The sequence below is a fragment of the Streptomyces sp. SA15 genome (assembly GCF_002291145.1).
In the GTDB taxonomy this organism is placed as follows: Bacteria; Actinomycetota; Actinomycetes; order Streptomycetales; family Streptomycetaceae; genus Streptomyces.
Genome location: NZ_NTGE01000164.1, coordinates 101,724 through 120,027 on the forward strand (window position 1 = coordinate 101,724; position 18,304 = coordinate 120,027).

Here is an 18,304-nt window from a genome sequence, read left to right on the forward strand (position 1 = left end):
CGCTCCTTTCCGGTCAGGATTTCCGTTCCATGCCGTGCGTCGACGACGAAGACGGCGTGCCCCAGCTCTTTGGCGACCCGATCAAGGAGAGACTCATTTCCTTTCCGGTCGGGGCTGCCCACCGCGACGTTCAGGCGCGAGAGCTGCCAGAGCCGCTGGAGTTCCGAGTGCTGATTGGCGGTCGCCACGGCACGCGCGACAACGGAAAAGGGGGGTGTCGTGCGCGGTGAGCAGGACAGGGAAACCGAGGTCGTCGGCGGTGTCCAGCATGGCCTGCGAGAGTCGTGGCATCGGTGCGTAGTCGCCCAGGGCCACACCGCACAGGCCCGCCTCGGCCAGCTGTCTGACGAAGTGCGCCTGCCCGCTCTCGTCGACGGGGACGCAGTGCCCGATGGACATGAGGAGCTCGCCCTCGCCCACCCAGTCCCAGGGCGCCGGCATCTCGCAGGCGTGCGCCCAGACCACGGGACGGTCAAGACCGGCGGATCCGGCCAGCACCTTGTTGGTGATCTGTGGAATCGCGAGCAGTTCCCGCAACGTCAGGGTCATGGCTCCCGCTCCCTTGCGTCTCGCATCTCGATGCCACCGCCGTCCACGATCACCGTCCACGGTATGAAGGCAAGAGGAACTTTCGTACCCCGGCACGGTTCAGGTGCCTGGTGTGATGCAGCACAGTAGGGCCACGGTCGGAGCATCAGCAAGCCGATGGGGCAAGGGATTTTCCTGCCGCGTCCGGTGACTTTTCCATGGCAGAAACAAGCGCGACTTAAATCTGAAGGTGGGGGTCGCCATGAGACAGTCGGGGATTCAAAAGCGGGACGCGGTCAGAGATATCGAGGCTCTTTTCAACCCGCGATCCATCGCCATTGTCGGCGCATCGGACGATCCGGAGAAGTACGGAAACTGGCTGGCCGCCCGTGCCGTCGTCGGCACCCGCCCGGTGCACCTCGTCAACCGCTCCCGGTCAACGGTGCTGGGGCGCCCCGCCGTTCGTAGCCTCGCGGGCCTCGGAGAAGAGGTCGATCTTGCCGTGGTCACCGTCCCGGCCGCCGCGTTCGAGGAGGCGGTGGACGACGCCCTGAGCGCCGGGGTCCGCGCCATCGTGGGCATCACCTCCGGGCTGGGCGAGCTGGGCGGCGAGCATCTGGTGCGCCAGCGCGCGCTCGTCCAGCGCGTCCGTCAGGCAGGGGCGATCCTGCTCGGCCCCAACTGTCTGGGCGTACTCGACCACACGTCGGCGCTCGACGCCTGCGCCAACACCTTCCCGGTCGGCACGGTGGGGCTGATCTCGCAGAGCGGCAACATCGCCATCGACGTGGCCGCCCGGCTGGCGGACTACGGCATGGGCATCTCACGCTTCGCGAGCATCGGCAACCAGGCCGACGTCGACTGCGCCGACCTGATCGACTCCATGGCCACTCACGACGGAACCGACGCCGTCGCGGTGTACTGCGAGGGCTTCCAGGAAGGCCGGCGTTTCGCGCGAGCCGCGGCCCGCGCGACCGCGGCGGGCAAGCCCGTCGTTGTGCTGACCGTCGGCCGGGGCGCCGCCTCCGCCCGGGGCGCGGCCTCCCACACCGGAGCCATGGTCAGCTCCGAGACCGCGATCAGGTCCGTCTGCGCCGCCACCGGGGCCGAACTCGTCACCAGCCCCCCCGAGATGGCGGACCTCCTGCAGGCGCTCACCCGCACCGCGCCGCCCACGGGGCCGCGTGTGGCAGTGTTCGCCGACGGCGGCGGTGTACACGCCGCCGATGCCGACGAGCACGACGGGGCCGAACGACGGATCGCGGCGTACACCGCAGCCTGCCAGGCGCGGTCTCGCCTTGCGAAACAGATGTGCAATGCGGTACGCACGATGTCAAGGGGTCGAACGGCCCGTCAAGACCCTTGGACGGAGGAAGCGGGGAATTTACGCAGGGCGATCAGCAGGGCAGGGTCACTCCGCGGCCGCAACACGGGGTTCACAGGGGGAGGTCAGGAGGCACGGGCGGCGTTCGGGCGCTCGGCTACTCTGGCGGTCATGACCAGTAGCGGAAGCCGCCCTCGTGATCATTCGGTGCAGTCCGTCGACCGGGCGGTGTCGATTCTGCAGGTGCTGGCCGCACAGGGTCCGTGCGGCGTGACCGAGATCGCCGAAGCGCTGGGCATCCACAAGTCGACCGTGTTCCGGCTGCTGGCGACGCTGGAGTCGCGGGGAATGGTCGAGCAGAACAGCGAGCGCGGACGGTACCGCATCGGCTCCACGATGGTCGAACTCGCCGGCGGGGCGAGCAAGTCGAACGACCTGTCCGCACTGAGTCACTCCATCTGCCAGGAACTCGCCGCGGCCGTGGGCGACACGGTGAACGTCGCGATCCGCGACGGGGACGACGTGATCAGCGTCGACCAGGCGATCGGTACGTCGATCATGAGCATCGACTGGGTCGGCAAGCGCACTCCGATCCACGCCACGTCGGCGGGCAAGCTCTTCATGGCACACATGCCCCCGGACGAGGTCGAGAAGATCTTCACGAAGGGCCCTGAGAGGTACACCCCGCACACCATCGTCGACCCGGCGCGCCTCGCGGCCGAGCTGGAGGAGGTCCGCGAGCGGGGCTACGCCGTCAGTCGCGAGGAGCACGAGATCGGACTGGTCGCCATCGCCGCCCCGATCCGCGACCTGAACGGCCGGATCATCGCCGCCGTGACCCTCTCCGGCCCGGCCTTCCGCATCAGCGAGGACACCATCCCCGGCCTCGCGGAACAGTTGCTGGCGGCCGGCGCGAAGATCTCCTGGCGCCGCGGGTACGTGAAGCGAGGCTGACCGCGACACCGGGCTGACGCCGGGTGGTGAAGTCGGACCGGAGCAGAGCGAGGACTGGAGGGCTCTTGACGACTGGGCCTTCCAGGCTCCACATTTGTCTCGTATCACGAGGTTGTTTTGCATAGCGAAACAACACCCACGGTTCGGTCTCGTACGGCCGATTCGGCTTCCACCGGCGCGGCGCACCGACGCAGCCGACGCATCCAGCCCAGAGCGTCCCGAGGAGCGGCTGTGCCCTCAACCACCCTGGACCCCCTGCTCCAGCCCTTCGAACTCAAGCACCTGACCCTGCGCAACCGCGTCGTGAGCACCTCGCACGAACCGGCGTTCGGCGAGGACGGCATGCCCAAGGACCGCTACCGCGCCTACCACGTCGAAAAGGCGCGGGGCGGGGTCGGCCTGACGATGATCGGCGGCTCCGCGGTGGTCTCCCCCGACAGCCCGCCTGCCTTCGGCAACCTGCTGCTGTACCGCGACGACATCGTGCCGTGGTTGCGCCGGCTCACCGACGACGTGCACGAAGCCGGGGCCGCGGTCATGTGCCAGGTCACCCATCTCGGCCGCCGTACCAGCAACTACGCCGGCGACTGGCTCCCCTTGGTGGCCGCATCACCGCTGCGCGAACCCGCACACCGCTCCTTCCCCAAGGCCGCCGAGCCATGGGACCTGGACCGCATCGTCGCCGACTACGTCGCCGCAGCGCTGCGCTGCCGGGCGGGCGGCCTGGACGGCATCGAGTTGGAGGCATACGGCCACTTCCTGGACAGTTTCCTGTCGCCCGCGACGAACCACCGCGACGACGAACTCGGCGGCAGCCTGGAGAACCGGATGGCGTTCCCGCGCCGGGTGATCCGGGCCGTGCGCGAAGCCGTCGGTCCCGATTTCGTCGTCGGCATCCGGATGTCACTCGACGAGGCCCTGCCCGGCGGCCTGACGTTCGACGAGGCTCGGGTGGCAGCCGAGCGGTTCAGCTCCGACGGCATCGACTTCATCAGCGCCATCCGGGGCTCCATAGAAAGCGACGCCTCCCTGGCGAAGACGATCCCCTCCATCGGCACGCCGCTCGGGCCCTACCTGGACTTCACCGGCGAGATCAAGCGACGCCTGTCCATCCCCGTGATGCACGCGGCCCGCATCGCCGACATCGCAACCGCCCGCCACGCCCTGCGCGAGGGGCTGCTGGACCTGGTCGGCATGACCCGCGCGCAGATCGCCGATCCGTACCTGGTCGCCAAGGTGAAGGCCCGCCAGGAGGACCGCATCCGGCCCTGCGTCGGGGCGAGCTACTGCCTTGATGCCATCTACGACTCGGGCGACACCAAGTGTGTCCACAATCCGGCCGCCGGCCGCGAACTGCACGTCCCGCACCTGATTCCCGCCACAACAGGCCGTCGTAAAAAGGCAGTTGTCGTCGGGGGCGGTCCGGCCGGCCTGGAAGCGGCGCGCGTGCTGGGCGAGCGTGGCCACGACGTCGTTCTCTTCGAGGCGAGCGACCAGCCCGGCGGACAGATCAAGCTCGCCGCCTCCAACCCGCGCCGGAACGACCTGATCCAGATCGTCGACTGGCGCGTCGCCGAGTGCAAGCACCTCGGGACCGACCTGCGCCTGGGAACGTACGCCGAGGCGGACGACGTCCTCGCCGAACACCCCGACCTCGTGATCATCGCTACCGGAGGCATGCCCGACCGCGGCTTCCTCACCAAGGGCGAGGGCCTGGTCGCCGACACCTGGGACGTGATGACCGGCTCCCTGCGCCGCCCGCGCGGCGAGGTCCTGGTCTACGACGACCACGGCGGCTACCCGGCCATGGACGCCGTGGAACTCCTCACGGCCTCCCCCGACGTCCGCATCGAGTACGTCACCCCCGAGCGCACCCTCGCTCCCGATGTCGGCAGCATGAACTCCCCCGCCTACCTGCGAACGTTCACCGCACACGGGGTCACCACCACGCTCGCCCAGCGGCTGCGCGCCGTGCGCCGCACCCTGGACGGACGCCTCGCCGCCACCCTCTACAGCGAGTACACCGAGGCGGAGACCGAGCGGATCGTGGACCACGTGATCGTGGAACACGGGACGCTCCCGAACGACGAGTTGTACGCCGAACTGCTGCCCGGCTCCACCAACCTCGGCGAGGTCGACCACCGCGCCCTGCTGGCACACGAACAGCAGACGGTGGTCCGCAACGAGGACGGCCGCTACCAGCTGTTCCGCATCGGCGACGCCGTCGCCTCCCGCAACATCCACGCCGCGATCTACGACGCGCTGCGGCTGTGCCTGCCGGTCTGAGCACCGACCACCCCAGTCAACCCCTCGGTTTTGTCGGAGAGATGAGATGAACGCAGTGACACCCGTCGCCGAGACGGCCGATCTCGTAGCCCGGCGACCGGCCGGACAGAGCCTGGAAGCCCCCTTCTACACCGGCGAGGAGTTCTTCGGCCTCGACATCGAGGCGATCTTCGCGGGGCACTGGCTCTTCGTCGCCGCCGAGGCCGAGGTCTCCGAACCCGGCGACTATGTGACGGTCACCCTCGGGCCGTACTCGGTCATCGTCGTCCGCGACGACGAGGAGGACGTACGGGCCTTCCACAACGTCTGCCGCCACCGCGGCGCCCGCATCCTCAACGAGGAGCGCGGCTCGGTGGGCAACATCGTCTGCGGCTACCACCACTGGACCTACGGCGTGGACGGCAGACTGCTGCACGCCGAGTCCCAGGCACCCGGCTTCGACCCGAAGTGCTTCGGACTGCGGTCCGTGCACGTCCGCACGGTCGCCGGACTGGTCTATATCTGCCTGGCCGACGAGCCGCCCGCCGACTTCGACGAGATCATCACCCGCGTCGAGCCGTACCTCGCACCCCACAACCTCGCCAAGGCGAAGGTCGCCGCCCAGACCGACCTGATCGAGAACGGCAACTGGAAGCTGACCATGGAGAACAACCGGGAGTGCTACCACTGCGTCGGCCACCCCGAGCTCCAGGCCTGCTACTTCCCCATCTACGGCTATCAGGAGCAGGACATCCCCCCTGCGCTGCGCCCGGCCTACGAGCGTTACCTGCGGGCCGACGCCGACGCCCGTGAGACCTACGAGTCACTCGGCCTCCCCTACACGGCGATCGAGGAACTGGACACCCGACCCACCGGCTTCCGTATCCAGCGCGAAGCCCTCGACGGGGCCGGGGAGTCCTACACCCCGGACGGCACCGCCGCCTGCAAGCGCCTGCTGGCCGAGTTCCCCACCGCCCGCCTGGGCCGCCTGTCCTTCCACACCCAGCCCAACGCCTGGTTCCACCTCATGGCCGACCACGCGATCACCTTCTCCGCGATCCCCCTCGCCCCGGGCCGCACCTTGGTGCGCACCACCTGGCTCGTGCACGCCGACGCCGTCGAGGGCGTGGACTACGACCTCGAGACGCTCACCAAGGTCTGGAAGGCCACCAACGACCAGGACGCGGTGTTCGTCGCCCGCGCCCACCAGGGTGTCAGCAGCCCGGCCTACCTGCCCGGCCCCTACAGTCCGACCGAGCAACAGGTCGAGGCCTTCGTCAACTGGTACATCACCCGGCTCAAGACACACCTGGAGCGGCAGCGATGACCGAGACCGAAGAACTGCTGGTGTGCCGCCAGGTCCACCCGCTCACCCACGACGTCACCACGTTCGTCTTCGAGTACGCCGAACCCCGCCTCTTCCGGCACGATCCCGGCCAGTTCATCACGCTGACCGTGGACATCGACGGCAGGCCGGTGCAGCGCCGCTACACCATCTCCTCCCCGCCCACCCGCCCCTTCCTGCTCTCGATCACGGTGAAACGGGTACCGGGGGGACTGGTCTCGAACTGGCTGCACGATCACCTCGAGCCCGGCGACACAGTGCGGGCCCACGGCCCGCTGGGCGACTTCTCGACGGCCCGCCACCCGGCGTCCAAGTACCTCTTCCTGTCCGGGGGCGTCGGTGTGACACCGTCGATGGCGATGACCAGGACGCTCTACGACCTCGCCGACCCGGCCGACGTCGTGTTCGTGCACAGCGCCCGCGCTCCGCGCGACATCGTCTTCCGTCACGAACTCGACCTCATCGCCGCGACCGCGCCGAACATCCGCGTGGTCCACATATGCGAAGACGACCGCCCCTACGAACCCTGGGGCGGCTACCGCGGCCGGCTCACCATCGAGACGCTCCGCCAGGTCGCGCCGGACTTCCTCGAACGCGAGGTCTTCACCTGCGGACCCGCCCCCTACATGGCCGCCGTGCGCGGCATGTTGTCGGAGGCGGGCCTGGACATGGACCACTACCACCAGGAGAACTTCACCTTCGAGGCGTTGGAGACATCGACCGCATCGGCCGACACCGCTGACGGTACGGCCGCCGGTTTCAAGGTCCAGTTCGCCCGCAGCGGACGCACGATCGAGTGCGACGCCGACACCGCGCTCCTCGCCGCCGCCTCCCGAGCCGGGCTCAGCCTGCCGGCCTCCTGCGCACAGGGCATGTGCGGCACCTGCAAGACGACCCTCGTGTCCGGCTCCGTCGACATGCGGCACAGCGGAGGCATCCGCCCCCGCGAAATCACCCAGAACAAGATCCTCCTCTGCTGCTCGAAGCCACTGGAAGACCTCGTCATCGACTCATGAGAACAGCACGGCACCAACCGGACCGTGGTCCTGGCGAAGGACACCGGCACCGCATCACCCCGAAAAGGACAGCCAGTGAGCTCGAGGATCGTTGTCACCGTGAAGTACGTGCCCGACGCCACGGGCGACCGGCACTTCGCCGCTGACCTGACCGTCGACCGGGACGACGTGGACGGTCTGCTCTCCGAGCTCGACGAGTACGCGGTCGAGCAGGCGCTGCAGATCTCCGAAGACCGGCGGGAAAAGGGGGACGACGACGTGGAGATCACCGTCCTGACGGTGGGCCCCAAGGACGCCAAGGACGCGCTGCGCAAGGCGCTGTCCATGGGCGCCGACAAGGCGATCCACGTCGAGGACGACGACCTGCACGGCACCGACGCCATCGGCACCTCCCTGGTGCTGGCCAAGGCGATCGAGAAGGCCGGCTACGACCTGGTGATCTCCGGCATGGCCTCCACCGACGGCACCATGGGCGTCGTTCCCGCGCTGCTCGCCGAGCGTCTCGGCGTCCCGCAGGTCACCCTGCTCTCCGAGGTCTCCTACGAGGACGGTGTCGTCAAGGGCCGCCGTGACGGCGACGCCGCCTCGGAGCAGGTCGAGGCGCAGCTCCCGGCCGTCGTGTCCGTCACCGACCAGTCGGGCGAGGCGCGTTACCCGTCCTTCAAGGGCATCATGGCGGCCAAGAAGAAGCCGGTTCAGTCCTGGGACCTGTCCGACCTGGACATCGAGGCCGACGAGGTCGGTCTGGACGGCGCCTACACCACGGTCGACGCCGCGGCCGAGCGCCCGGCCCGCACGGCCGGCACGATCGTCAAGGACGAGGGCGAGGGCGGCAAGCAGTTCGCTGAGTTCCTCGCGAGCCAGAAGTTCATCTGAGCCCTGAGCTCGACTTCGTTGACCGCCCTCACCACTTCGCAAGCAGGAGAGAAGAAGTCCCATGGCTGAAGTTCTCATCTACGTCGGCCAGGTGGACGGTGCCGTCCGCAAGCCCACACTGGAACTGCTGACCCTGGCCCGCCGCATCGGCGAGCCCGTCGCCGTCGCCCTCGGCAACGGCGCCGCCGACACCGCCGCCACGCTCGCCGAGCACGGCGCGGCCCGGGTCCTCACCCACGACGCGTCCGAGTACGCCGAGTACCTGGTCGTACCGAAGGTCGAGGCGCTGCAGGTGGCTGTCGAGGCCGTCTCCCCGGCCGCCGTACTGGTGCCGTCCTCCGCCGAGGGCAAGGAGATCGCCGCCCGTCTGGCGCTGCGCATCGGCTCCGGCATCATCACCGACGCCGTCGACCTGGAGGCCGGCGACGAGGGCCCGATCGCGACGCAGTCAGTGTTCGCCGCGTCCTTCACCACCAAGTCCCGCATCACCAAGGGCACCCCGGTCATCACCGTCAAGCCGAACTCGGCCGCCGTCGAGCCCACCCCCGCCGCCGGTGCGGTCGAGGCCCTGAACGTCACCTTCTCGGACAAGGCGACCGGCACCAAGGTCACCGGCCGCACTGCGCGCGAATCGACCGGTCGTCCTGAGCTGACCGAGGCCGCGATCGTGGTCTCCGGCGGCCGCGGCGTGGGCGGCGACTTCTCCCCCGTAGAAGCCCTCGCCGACAGCCTCGGCGCGGCCGTCGGCGCCTCCCGCGCCGCGGTGGACGCCGGCTGGTACCCGCACACCCATCAGGTCGGTCAGACCGGCAAGAGCGTGTCCCCCCAGCTGTACATCGCGAGCGGCATCTCCGGCGCCATCCAGCACCGCGCCGGCATGCAGACCTCGAAGACCATCGTCGCCGTCAACAAGGACGCCGAGGCCCCGATCTTCGACCTCGTCGACTACGGCGTCGTCGGCGACCTCTTCGACGTCGTCCCGCAGCTCACCGAGGAGATCAAGACCCGCAAGGATTGACCCCGCTCAGGCGTAAAAGGCCCGCTGCTCAGCACACGACCCGTACGGAGCCCCCGCCATGCCCGGTCCGCACGACCCCTACGTCCGCGTCCGCGGCGCCCGCGAGCACAACCTCAAGGGCGTGGACGTCGACATTCCGCGCGACGTACTGGCGGTCTTCACAGGCGTGTCCGGCTCCGGCAAGTCGTCGCTGGCGTACGCGGATTGATCCTGCCTGCCACCTCCCTGACGTGCGATAACCCAGCCAGTTACGCCAAGACGGGCCAATTCGACCCGGATTCGACCCAGCACGCCCTTGCGACAGCAGCGACCAATCTTGAACTGCGAGGATGCAAGTTCTGCCGGTGTACCACTCAAGCATCGGCAAGAAATTGATGCGTTCACTAACAAGAGTTCCGTTTTCGGACAATCACGGCAGCACCGCGATCAGACTTGGTCGCCGAATCCATCAGCGGCCGCCTCGGGAGTGATCCACACATCCGCGGTGCTCCGCAGCCCCTGCCAGTGATGAGCAAGACGCATGACAAGGCCCTGAACAGCTCTTTCGTAGAGGCGCTTCCGTCTGACAGAAGCCGCCTTGCGCGGCGACCACAGCCGTCAGGAACCTGTTCCCAACCACGGCACGCGGGGCGACGACGCCCCGCCGACAGGGACGGGAACGCCATGCCCCACATGACCGCCTTCGCCAGGAACCAGTGGTACGTCGCCGCCTACAGCCACGAGGTCGGGCGTGAGCTGCTCGGCCGGACGATTCTCGGTGAGCCGCTCGTCTTCTATCGCACCGAGGAGGACGGGACGCCCGTCGTCCTGCACGACCGGTGTGTGCACCGTCGCTACCCGCTGTCCGAGGCCCCGACCCGCCTCGACGGCGACCGGATCGTGTGCGGCTACCACGGGTTCACGTACGACACGACGGGCACCTGTGTGTACGTGCCCGGGCAAAAACGCGTACCGCGCACCGCGCGCGTCGCCTCGTACCCCGTCGTCGAGCAGGACTCGCTGATCTGGGTGTGGATCGGCGACCCGGCCCTCGCCGACCCGCAGACCATTCCGCGGGCGAAGCACCTGGACTCCCCCGGCTGGGTCACCGTCCGTGGCATGGAGCCGATCGACGCCGACTACGGCCTGCTCGTCGACAACCTTCTCGACCTCTCCCACGAGACGTATCTGCACGGCGGCTACATCGGCACCCCCGAGGTCGCCGAGACGCCGATCACCACGGAGGTCGACGAGGGCGCGGGCATCGTACGGGTGAGCCGGCACATGGACGACGCCGAGTGCCCGCCGTTCTACGCCAAGTCCACCGGCATCCAGGGCCGGATCACGCGCTGGCAGGACATCGAGTACCACGCGCCCTGCCTCTACCTGCTGCACAGCCGCATCGCCCCGGTCGGTGTGCTGCCCGAGCCGGACGGCAGCGACCCGAACGGCTTCCACACCGAGATCACGTACGCCATCACGCCGTCCGCCGACGGCAAGGTGTACGACTTCTGGATGGTCTCGCGGGACTGGGCGACGGACGACGCCGAGGTCACCGAGTTCCTGCGGGGCAACAACCACACGGTCGTGATGCAGGACGTCGACGCGCTCAACCTGCTGCAGAAGACGCTCGGCACCGAGCGCACCGGCTACCAGGAGCTGAGCATCAACATCGACACCGGCGGCCTCGCCGCCCGCCGTATCCTCGCCCGCCTGGTCGAGGAGGGCGCCAAGCCCATGGAGAAGGTCCAGTGACGAGCCCGACCGGCGAGATCTACCGCATCGACTGGCTGCCGGGCACCGACATCCTGCACGGCACCTGTCACTGCGGCCGCGAGCACACCGCGCAGGATCCCATCGAGATGTGGGAGTGGATGCTCGCCCATCCGCAAGGACACGAGCCGCGACACGAGCAGCACAGCGAGCCGCGAGGAAACAGCTCATGAGCGTGTACGAAGCCGAACTCGTCGTCGACCGCCGGGAGCACGCGGCCGACGGCGTGCTCGCCCTCACCCTGCGCCACCCGCTGGGCGAGGAACTCCCCGCCTGGGAACCGGGCGCGCACATCGACGTGCTGCTCGGCCCCGATCTGGAGCGGCAGTACTCGCTGTGCGGGGACCCGGCGGACCGGCAGGTGTGGCGGATCGGTGTCCTGCGCGAGCCCGAGGGGCGCGGTGGGTCCGCTTACGTCCACGGGGAGTTGCGGCAGGGCGACAAGGTCCGGGTGCGCGGGCCCCGCAACAACTTCGCACTCGAACCCGCCCCGCGCTATCGCTTCATCGCGGGCGGCATCGGCATCACCCCGATCCTGCCGATGCTGGCGGCGGCCGAGGCGGCGGGCGCTCAGTGGACGCTGCTGTACGGGGGCCGGACGCGTGACTCCATGGCTTTCACCGAGGAGTTGGGCGCGTACGGGGACAAGGCCACCCTCGCCCCGCAGGACGAGAGAGGGCTGCTGGACCTCGGCTCTGTGCTCGACGACCTGCCCGAGGGCACCCTCGTCTACTGCTGTGGTCCTGGGCCCCTGCTGGACGCGGTCGAGGAGCGCTGCCCGCGCGGGCGACTGCGCGTCGAACGGTTCCAGCCGAAGGACCAAAAGACCGGCCCGGACAGCGAGTTCGAGGTCGTACTGGAGCGCACCGGGCACACGCTGACCGTGCCCGAGGGCGTGTCCGTCCTGGACACCGTGCGCGCCGCCGGTGTCGAGGTGCTCTTCTCCTGCACCGAGGGCACCTGCGGCACCTGCGAGACCGACGTCCTGGAGGGCACCCCGGATCACCGGGACTCGGTGCTCACGGACGAGGAGCGGGCGAGCGGCGAGACGATGATGATCTGTGTGTCCCGGTGCCGGGGCGAGCGGCTCGTGCTGGACCTGTGACCCTCAGGTCGGCGTCGATCCGCGCGACGGTCGCCAGCAGGTGGGGCAGCAGGTCGCGGCGGACGGACTCGCAGGAGTTGCGGCTGGCGTGCACGGCGATGTTCACGCCGGCCACCACCTCGCCGTCCCGGTCCCGCACCGGGGCGGCGACCGACCTGAGCCCCTCCTCCAGTTCCTGGTCGACGAGGGCGTAGCCCTGCCGTCGTACGCGGTGCAGTTCCGCGCGCAGCGTGTCCGCCGAGACGATGGTGCGGGCGGTCAGTGGCTTCAGCTCCGCGCAGGCGAGCCGGGCCTCGAGCTCGTCGTCCGGCAGATGGGCGAGGATGACCCGGCCCACCGAGGTGAGGTGCGCCGGGAAGCGGGTGCCGACCGTGATGGACGCGGTCATGATGCGGCTGGTGGGGACGCGGGCGGCGTACACGACGGCGTCGCCGTCCAGGACGCACAGCGACGACGACTCCCGTACCTGCGCGACGAGTTGCTCCAAATGTGGTGCGGCGATCTCCGGCAGGGTGACACTGGACAGGTAGGAGTAGCCGAGTTCCAGCACGCGTGGGGTGAGACGGAAGAGCCGGCCGTCGGTCCGCACGTAGCCGAGGTCGGCGAGCGTGAGGAGGAAGCGGCGGGCCGCCGCCCGGGTCAGGTCGCAGGCGCGAGCGACCTCGCTCAGCGTCAGCGCCGGGTGGTCGGCGTCGAAGGCCCGGATCACGGCGAGGCCGCGCTCGAAGGACTGGACGAAGTACGGTGCGCGAACCGCAGCGGGCATCGGCGCCTCCAGCAGGACGTACCAACGTACGCAGAGCGCACGCTATGAGTGCACGTCCTGTGATGTCAACGGCCCTTCACCGCACGGGCATTGACCATGACAACCGACCGGCCATACGTTCTCGCCGAGCACATTCGTGCTGTCTGCGCACAGCCGGTCGGAGCACCAGGTCCGGTCCCACAGGGGGAACCAATGCGTCGTCGTCTGCTCGTCGGCCTCACGGCCGTATCCGTTCTGACCGCCGCCACGGGCTGCGGCTCGTCCGACTCCTCAGGCTCGGACAAGGCCGCCGCGTCCGGTGGCGCCACCACGGTCAAGGTCGGCCTCATCCCCATCGTCGATGTCGCGCCCCTCTACCTGGGCCAGCAGAAGGGCATCTACAGCAAGCACGGCCTGAAGCTGGAGATCACCACCGCGCAGGGCGGCGCGGCGATCGTGCCCGGGGTGGCGAGCGGCCAGTTCCAGTTCGGCTTCTCCAATGTCACCTCACTGCTGATCGCCCAGTCCAACAACGTGCCCGTCAAGGCCGTCGCCAACGCCATCGCCTCGACCGGTGTGGAGGGCAAGGACTTCAGCGGGCTCACGGTCAAGCAGGACAGCCCGATCAAGTCACCGAAGGACTTGGAGGGCAAGAAGGTCGCCATCAACACCCTGAAGAACATCAACGAGACGTCTGTGCGCGCCTCGGTGCGCAAGGCGGGCGGCGACCCGGACAAGGTCAAGTTCGTCGAGCTGGCCTTCGACCAGATGCCGGCCGCCCTCGACAGCGGCCAGATCGACGCCGCCCAGGTCGTCGAGCCCGCCCTCGCCACCGTCAAGAGCCAGGGCGGCCGCGAGATCGCCTCTCCCCTGGTGGACGTGGCGCCGGACCTCACCGTCGCCATGTACTTCACGTCGACGCAGTACGCGCAGCAGAACCCGGAGGTGGTCAAGAAGTTCCAGGACGCCACCGCCGAGGCCCTGGCCTACGCCGACGCCCACCCCGACGAGGCACGCCAGGTCGTCACCACGTACACGAAGATCCCGGCGGCCGTGCTGGAGAAGGTGACCCTGCCGAAGTGGCCGGCCGAGCCGAACCGCGCGTCCATCGAGGCACTGATGAAGCTGGGCGAGGAGGACGGCCTCTTCAAGTCGACGCCGGATCTGGACAAGTTGCTGCCGTGAGAGGCGAGAACGCGTGAAGGGCATGAACGCCGCACTCGGTGCGGCCGGTCTCGCGGCCTTCCTCGCCCTGGGCGAGGCTGCGCCGCGGCTCGGCCTGGTCAAGGAGGCGTACTTCCCGCCGACCAGCCGCATCGCCGACGCCCTCGTGGACGAACTCGCGGACAGCGCCTTCTGGACGGCCCTCGGCGACACGCTCACCGGCTGGGCGCTCGGGCTGGCGATCGCCGCGTCCGCGGGGATCGTGGTGGGCGTGATCGTGTCCGTGGTCCCGCATCTGCGGGAGGCGACCGCCTCGACGATCGAGTTCCTGCGCCCCATCCCGTCGGTCGCGCTGATCCCGCTAGCGGTGCTGCTGTACGGCACCGAACTGCGCTCGGTGCTGCTGCTCGTCGTGTACGCCTCCTTCTGGCAGGTGCTCATCCAGGTCCTGTACGGCGTCCAGGACGTCGACCCCGTCGCCGAAGAGACGGCACGGTCGTACGGCCTCGGCACCTGGGCGCGGATCCGCCACGTCCTGTGGCCGACCGCGCTGCCGTACGTCATGACCGGCGTCCGGCTGGCCGCGGCCGTCGCGCTGATCCTCGCCATCACCGCCGAACTCGTCATCGGCGCACCGGGGTTGGGCAAACGCATCGGCGTCGCGCAGACCTCGCAGGCGGTGCCCGAGATGTACGCGCTGATCGTCGTCACCGGTCTGCTCGGCCTGCTGATCAACGTCGGCGCGCGGACGGTGGAGCGGCGGGCGCTGGCCTGGCACCAGTCGGTGCGCGGGGAGGTGGCGGTGTGAGGGGCGTACTGCTGCGGGCGGTCTACGTGATCGCCCTGCCCGCGCTGCTCGTCGCGGGGTGGTGGGTGGCGTCCGACGGCAGTACGGACGTGTACTGGCCGCCGCTGCGGACGATCCTCGAGACCTTCCCGGACGTGTGGACGGGCGAGCGTCTGCAGGACGACGTGCTGCCCAGCGTGCTGCGGCTGACCGGCGGCTACGCGCTGGCGGCCGTCGTGGGCGTGGCGCTCGGCACGGTCATCGGCTCCTACCGGCGGGTGCGGGCGGTGTGCGAACCGGTGCTGGAGTTCCTGCGGGCGGTGCCGCCGCCGGTGCTGGTGCCGGTCATCATGATCTTCGCGGGGATCGGCGACACCATGAAGGTCACGGTGATCGCGAGCGGCTGCGTGTGGCCGATCCTGCTCAACACCGTCGAGGGCGTACGGGCGGTGGACTCCGTGATGACGGAGACGGCCCGTTCGTACGGCGTGACGGGCCTCGCCCGGCTCAGGCACGTGGTGCTGCGCTCGGCGAGCCCGCAGATCTTCGCGGGCCTGCGTCAGGCGCTGTCCATCGGCATCATCCTCATGGTCATCAGCGAGATGTTCGCCGCCAGCAACGGACTCGGCTTCACCATCGTGCAGTTCCAGCGCGGCTTCGCCATCCCCGACATGTGGACCGGCATCCTGGTGCTCGGTCTGCTCGGTTTCCTGCTGTCCGTCGTCTTCCAGCTGGTCGAGCGGCGGGCGCTCGGCTGGTACCGCGGTCTGCGCGCATCCACCCGGCGGTCCCGGTGAGCATCGTGAAAGGGCGGTCCATGCTCGACATACGCGGCCTGAAGAAGGTGTACGACGGCTCCGGGCGGCGGGTGGAGGCGGTACGCGACCTCACCTTCACCGTCGACGCCGGCGAACTCGTCTGTCTCGTCGGCCCGTCGGGGTGCGGCAAGACGACTCTGCTGAAGTGCATGGGCGGCCTGCTGGCGCCGACTTCGGGCGAAGTGCTGCTCGAGGGGCGGAAGGTGACCGGGCCGCCGCCCGGCATGGCCTTCGTCTTCCAGGAGTACGGCCGCAGTCTGTTCCCGTGGATGCGGGTCGGCGAGAACGTCGAACTCCCCCTGAAGCAGAAGGATTTGAGCAAGGCGCGACGCCGGGAGCTGGTGACGGACGCGCTGCACTCGGTCGGGCTCGGGGACGCGGCCGGGGCGTATCCCTGGCAGCTGTCGGGCGGTATGCAGCAGCGGGTCGCCATCGCCCGTGCGCTGGCGTACGAGCCGCGGGTGCTGCTGATGGACGAGCCGTTCGCGGCGGTGGACGCGCAGACGCGGGCGGATCTGGAGGACCTTGTACGGCGGCTGTGGCGGGAGCGGGGCATCACGATTCTGTTCGTGACCCATGACATCGATGAGGCCGTCTATCTCGGTGAGCGGGTGATCGTGTTGTCGGCCTCCCCCACCGTCGTGCAGGAGCAGTTGAAGGTTGATCTGCCGGATGAGCGGGATCAGTTGCATACGAGGGTGGCTCCGCGGTTTGCGGAGTTGCGTACGCATGTGTATGCGCAGATCCAGGCCGCGAAGAGGGCGGACGCCGGGGCCTAACAGCTCGGTCCCGGATGTGATTTGGCGGCTGCGGGTTGTGGGGGTTGTTCGCGCCCACGCGGCGGAGCCGCATCATGTCACAGCCCCGCGCCCCTTCAGGGAGTTGCCCAGAGGCCTCTTACATGGCCGAGGTGCCTGGTGATCACCGCGCGTACGGCGTCCTCGTCCCGTGCGAGCAGCGCGTCGAGGAGCTCCAGGTGCTCCTCGGCGGAGGACTGCAGCCGTCCCGCCTCCGCCAGTGCCGTCAGGCCGTACAGGCGGGAGCGGCGGCGCAGGTCCCGTACCACCTCGACCAGGTGCGCGTTGCCCGCGAGGGCCAGTAGGCCGAGGTGGAAGCGCAGGTCCGCCTCCACGTAGGCGACGAGGTCGCCCGCCGCGGCGGAGGTGACGATCTCCTGGGCGAGCGGGCGCAGCGCCTCCAGGTCGGCGGGGCCGGCCGTGGTGGCGAGTGCGACCGTGGTCGGGATCTCGATGAGGGACCGGATGTGGGTGTACTCGTCGAGCTGTCGCTCCGAGACGGCGGTGACCCGGAAGCCCTTGTTGGGGACGGTGTCGACCAGGCCCTCCTTGACGAGGTCCAGCATGGCCTCGCGCACCGGGGTGGCGGAGACGCCGAAGCGGGCGGCGAGGCCCGGCGCCGAGTACACCTCGCCCGGCCGCAGCTCGCCGGCGATCAGCGCGGCCCGCAGCGCGTCCGCGACCCGCTCCCGGTGGCTGGGTTTCCTGCCGCCCAGCACGGGCAGGTCGGGGATGTGCTGCGGGGCCATGACAGTCGTTCTCCTTCGGTCACCGGACATTGTGGGATCCGCCCGAACCGCCTACAGCACGAATCCCGCCGGGAACGGGTCCGACGGATCGAGCAGATACTGCGCGGTTCCGGTGACCCAGGCGCGGCCGGTGAAGCTGGGCAGGACGGCGGGGCGGCCGGCGACCTCGGTGGTGGCGAGGAGGCGGCCGGTGAACCGGGTTCCGATGAAGGACTCGTTCACGAACTCGGTGTGCAGGGGAAGTTCGCCACGCGCGTGGAGTTGCGCCATGCGCGCGCAGGTGCCCGTACCGCAGGGCGAGCGGTCGAACCAGCCGGGGTGGATCGCCATCGCGTGCCGAGAGTGCTGGGCGGTGACGCCGGGTGCGAGCAGGTGGACGTGGTGGCAGCCGTGGATGGACGGGTCCTCGGGGTGGACGGGTTCCTCCTCGGCGTTGATCGCCGCCATGAGGGACAGTCCGGCCTTGAGGATGTCGTCCTTGCGGGCGCGGTCGAAGGGCAGACCGAACTCCTCCAGCGGCAGGATGGCGTAGAAGTTGCCGCCGTAGGCCAGGTCATAGGTCACCGTGCGCCCGTCGGCGAGGGTGATCTTGCGGTCGAGGCCGACGGAGAAGGACGGGACGTTCTGGAGGGTGACCGCCTTCGCGGCCCCGTCCTCCACCGCCACCTCGGCGACGACCAGGCCCGCCGGGGTGTCGAGCCGGATCGTGGTGACCGGCTCGCCAACCTCGACCATGCCGGTCTCGACGAGCACGGTCGCCACGCCGATCGTGCCGTGCCCGCACATCGGCAGATAGCCGGAGACCTCGATGTAGATCACGCCCCAGTCGCAGTCGGGGCGGGTGGGCGGCTGGAGGATCGCGCCGCTCATCGCCGAGTGGCCACGCGGCTCGTTCATCAGCAGCTGTTTGATGTCGTCGCGGTGCTCACGGAAGTACAGGCGCCGCTCGTTCATGGTCGCACCGGGGATGGTGCCGATGCCGCCGGTGATCACGCGGGTGGGCATGCCCTCGGTGTGCGAGTCAACGGCGTGCAGGACGAGTCTGCTGCGCATGACCGGCC

18 protein-coding genes are annotated in these 18,304 nt (G+C 69.3%); 14 read left to right on the forward strand and 4 right to left on the reverse strand.

The annotated features are described in order from the left end of the window. Positions 1-93 precede the first annotated feature (93 nt). On the reverse strand, positions 94-549 hold the full coding sequence (locus CLM62_RS36635; protein ID WP_095754199.1) for a PucR family transcriptional regulator ligand-binding domain-containing protein: 456 nt from the start codon (positions 547-549) through the stop codon (positions 94-96). Between the two features lie 241 nt (positions 550-790). Here CLM62_RS36635 and CLM62_RS36640 point away from each other — a divergent pair, with 241 nt between their 5' ends. From CLM62_RS36640 to CLM62_RS36680, 10 genes are all read left to right on the forward strand, one after another. After that, positions 791-2,806 (forward strand): IclR family transcriptional regulator C-terminal domain-containing protein, encoded by a 2,016-nt coding sequence (locus CLM62_RS36640; RefSeq protein ID WP_095754200.1) that lies wholly within the window; start codon positions 791-793, stop codon positions 2,804-2,806. 231 nt (positions 2,807-3,037) lie between these two features. Then, the gene (locus CLM62_RS36645; protein WP_095754201.1) at positions 3,038-5,092 is read left to right on the forward strand and encodes an NADH:flavin oxidoreductase; all 2,055 of its coding nucleotides are present in this window, start codon (positions 3,038-3,040) and stop codon (positions 5,090-5,092) included. Positions 5,093-5,138: 46 nt separating this feature from the next. After that, complete coding sequence (locus CLM62_RS36650; RefSeq protein ID WP_095754202.1) at positions 5,139-6,398, forward strand: aromatic ring-hydroxylating dioxygenase subunit alpha; 1,260 nt, start codon at positions 5,139-5,141, stop codon at positions 6,396-6,398. Beyond that, on the forward strand, positions 6,395-7,432 hold the full coding sequence (locus CLM62_RS36655; protein ID WP_095754203.1) for a hybrid-cluster NAD(P)-dependent oxidoreductase: 1,038 nt from the start codon (positions 6,395-6,397) through the stop codon (positions 7,430-7,432). Before CLM62_RS36650 ends, CLM62_RS36655 begins: the two co-directional genes overlap by 4 nt. Positions 7,433-7,507: 75 nt before the next feature. Continuing rightward, entirely contained in the window at positions 7,508-8,308 is an 801-nt protein-coding gene (locus CLM62_RS36660) for an electron transfer flavoprotein subunit beta/FixA family protein (protein WP_095754204.1), read from the forward strand. A gap of 61 nt (positions 8,309-8,369) precedes the next feature. Then, positions 8,370-9,326: an electron transfer flavoprotein subunit alpha/FixB family protein gene (locus CLM62_RS36665; protein WP_095754205.1), complete on the forward strand. Its 957-nt coding sequence runs from the start codon at positions 8,370-8,372 to the stop codon at positions 9,324-9,326. Between the two features lie 58 nt (positions 9,327-9,384). After that, positions 9,385-9,534 carry a hypothetical protein gene (locus tag CLM62_RS50425; RefSeq protein ID WP_179382380.1) on the forward strand — a complete coding sequence of 50 codons (150 nt, stop codon included), beginning with the start codon at positions 9,385-9,387 and terminating at the stop codon, positions 9,532-9,534. Between the two features lie 455 nt (positions 9,535-9,989). Next, a complete protein-coding gene (locus CLM62_RS36670) occupies positions 9,990-11,060 on the forward strand; it encodes an aromatic ring-hydroxylating dioxygenase subunit alpha (protein ID WP_179382386.1) in 1,071 nt (356 codons plus the stop codon). Then, positions 11,057-11,251 (forward strand): hypothetical protein, encoded by a 195-nt coding sequence (locus CLM62_RS36675; protein ID WP_095754206.1) that lies wholly within the window; start codon positions 11,057-11,059, stop codon positions 11,249-11,251. The genes CLM62_RS36670 and CLM62_RS36675 overlap by 4 nt, the downstream gene beginning before the upstream one ends. Continuing rightward, positions 11,248-12,183 carry a PDR/VanB family oxidoreductase gene (locus tag CLM62_RS36680; RefSeq protein WP_095754207.1) on the forward strand — a complete coding sequence of 312 codons (936 nt, stop codon included), beginning with the start codon at positions 11,248-11,250 and terminating at the stop codon, positions 12,181-12,183. The genes CLM62_RS36675 and CLM62_RS36680 overlap by 4 nt, the downstream gene beginning before the upstream one ends. On the opposite strand, the gene CLM62_RS36685 is transcribed toward CLM62_RS36680, so the two are convergent. Then, positions 12,098-12,949: an IclR family transcriptional regulator C-terminal domain-containing protein gene (locus CLM62_RS36685; protein WP_095754208.1), complete on the reverse strand. Its 852-nt coding sequence runs from the start codon at positions 12,947-12,949 to the stop codon at positions 12,098-12,100. The genes CLM62_RS36680 and CLM62_RS36685 overlap by 86 nt on opposite strands. Positions 12,950-13,141: 192 nt before the next feature. Here CLM62_RS36685 and CLM62_RS36690 point away from each other — a divergent pair, with 192 nt between their 5' ends. The 4 genes from CLM62_RS36690 to CLM62_RS36705 are packed head-to-tail and all read left to right on the forward strand — an operon-like array spanning position 13,142 to position 16,476. Further along, positions 13,142-14,113, forward strand: coding sequence for an ABC transporter substrate-binding protein (locus CLM62_RS36690; RefSeq protein WP_095754209.1), 972 nt, complete (start codon positions 13,142-13,144; stop codon positions 14,111-14,113). A gap of 13 nt (positions 14,114-14,126) precedes the next feature. After that, on the forward strand, positions 14,127-14,900 hold the full coding sequence (locus tag CLM62_RS36695; protein ID WP_095754210.1) for an ABC transporter permease: 774 nt from the start codon (positions 14,127-14,129) through the stop codon (positions 14,898-14,900). Beyond that, positions 14,897-15,676 carry an ABC transporter permease gene (locus CLM62_RS36700; RefSeq protein WP_095754211.1) on the forward strand — a complete coding sequence of 260 codons (780 nt, stop codon included), beginning with the start codon at positions 14,897-14,899 and terminating at the stop codon, positions 15,674-15,676. The genes CLM62_RS36695 and CLM62_RS36700 overlap by 4 nt, the downstream gene beginning before the upstream one ends. A gap of 20 nt (positions 15,677-15,696) precedes the next feature. Continuing rightward, on the forward strand, positions 15,697-16,476 hold the full coding sequence (locus CLM62_RS36705) for an ABC transporter ATP-binding protein (RefSeq protein ID WP_179382387.1): 780 nt from the start codon (positions 15,697-15,699) through the stop codon (positions 16,474-16,476). Between the two features lie 95 nt (positions 16,477-16,571). Here the strand turns inward: CLM62_RS36705 and CLM62_RS36710 are convergent, their stop codons facing one another. Both CLM62_RS36710 and CLM62_RS36715 read right to left on the reverse strand, forming a co-directional pair. Then, positions 16,572-17,243, reverse strand: a complete 672-nt coding sequence (locus CLM62_RS36710; RefSeq protein ID WP_095754212.1) for a GntR family transcriptional regulator — start codon at positions 17,241-17,243, stop codon at positions 16,572-16,574. Between the two features lie 51 nt (positions 17,244-17,294). Continuing rightward, the gene (locus CLM62_RS36715) at positions 17,295-18,296 is read right to left on the reverse strand and encodes a proline racemase family protein (protein ID WP_095754213.1); all 1,002 of its coding nucleotides are present in this window, start codon (positions 18,294-18,296) and stop codon (positions 17,295-17,297) included. Positions 18,297-18,304 lie beyond the last annotated feature (8 nt).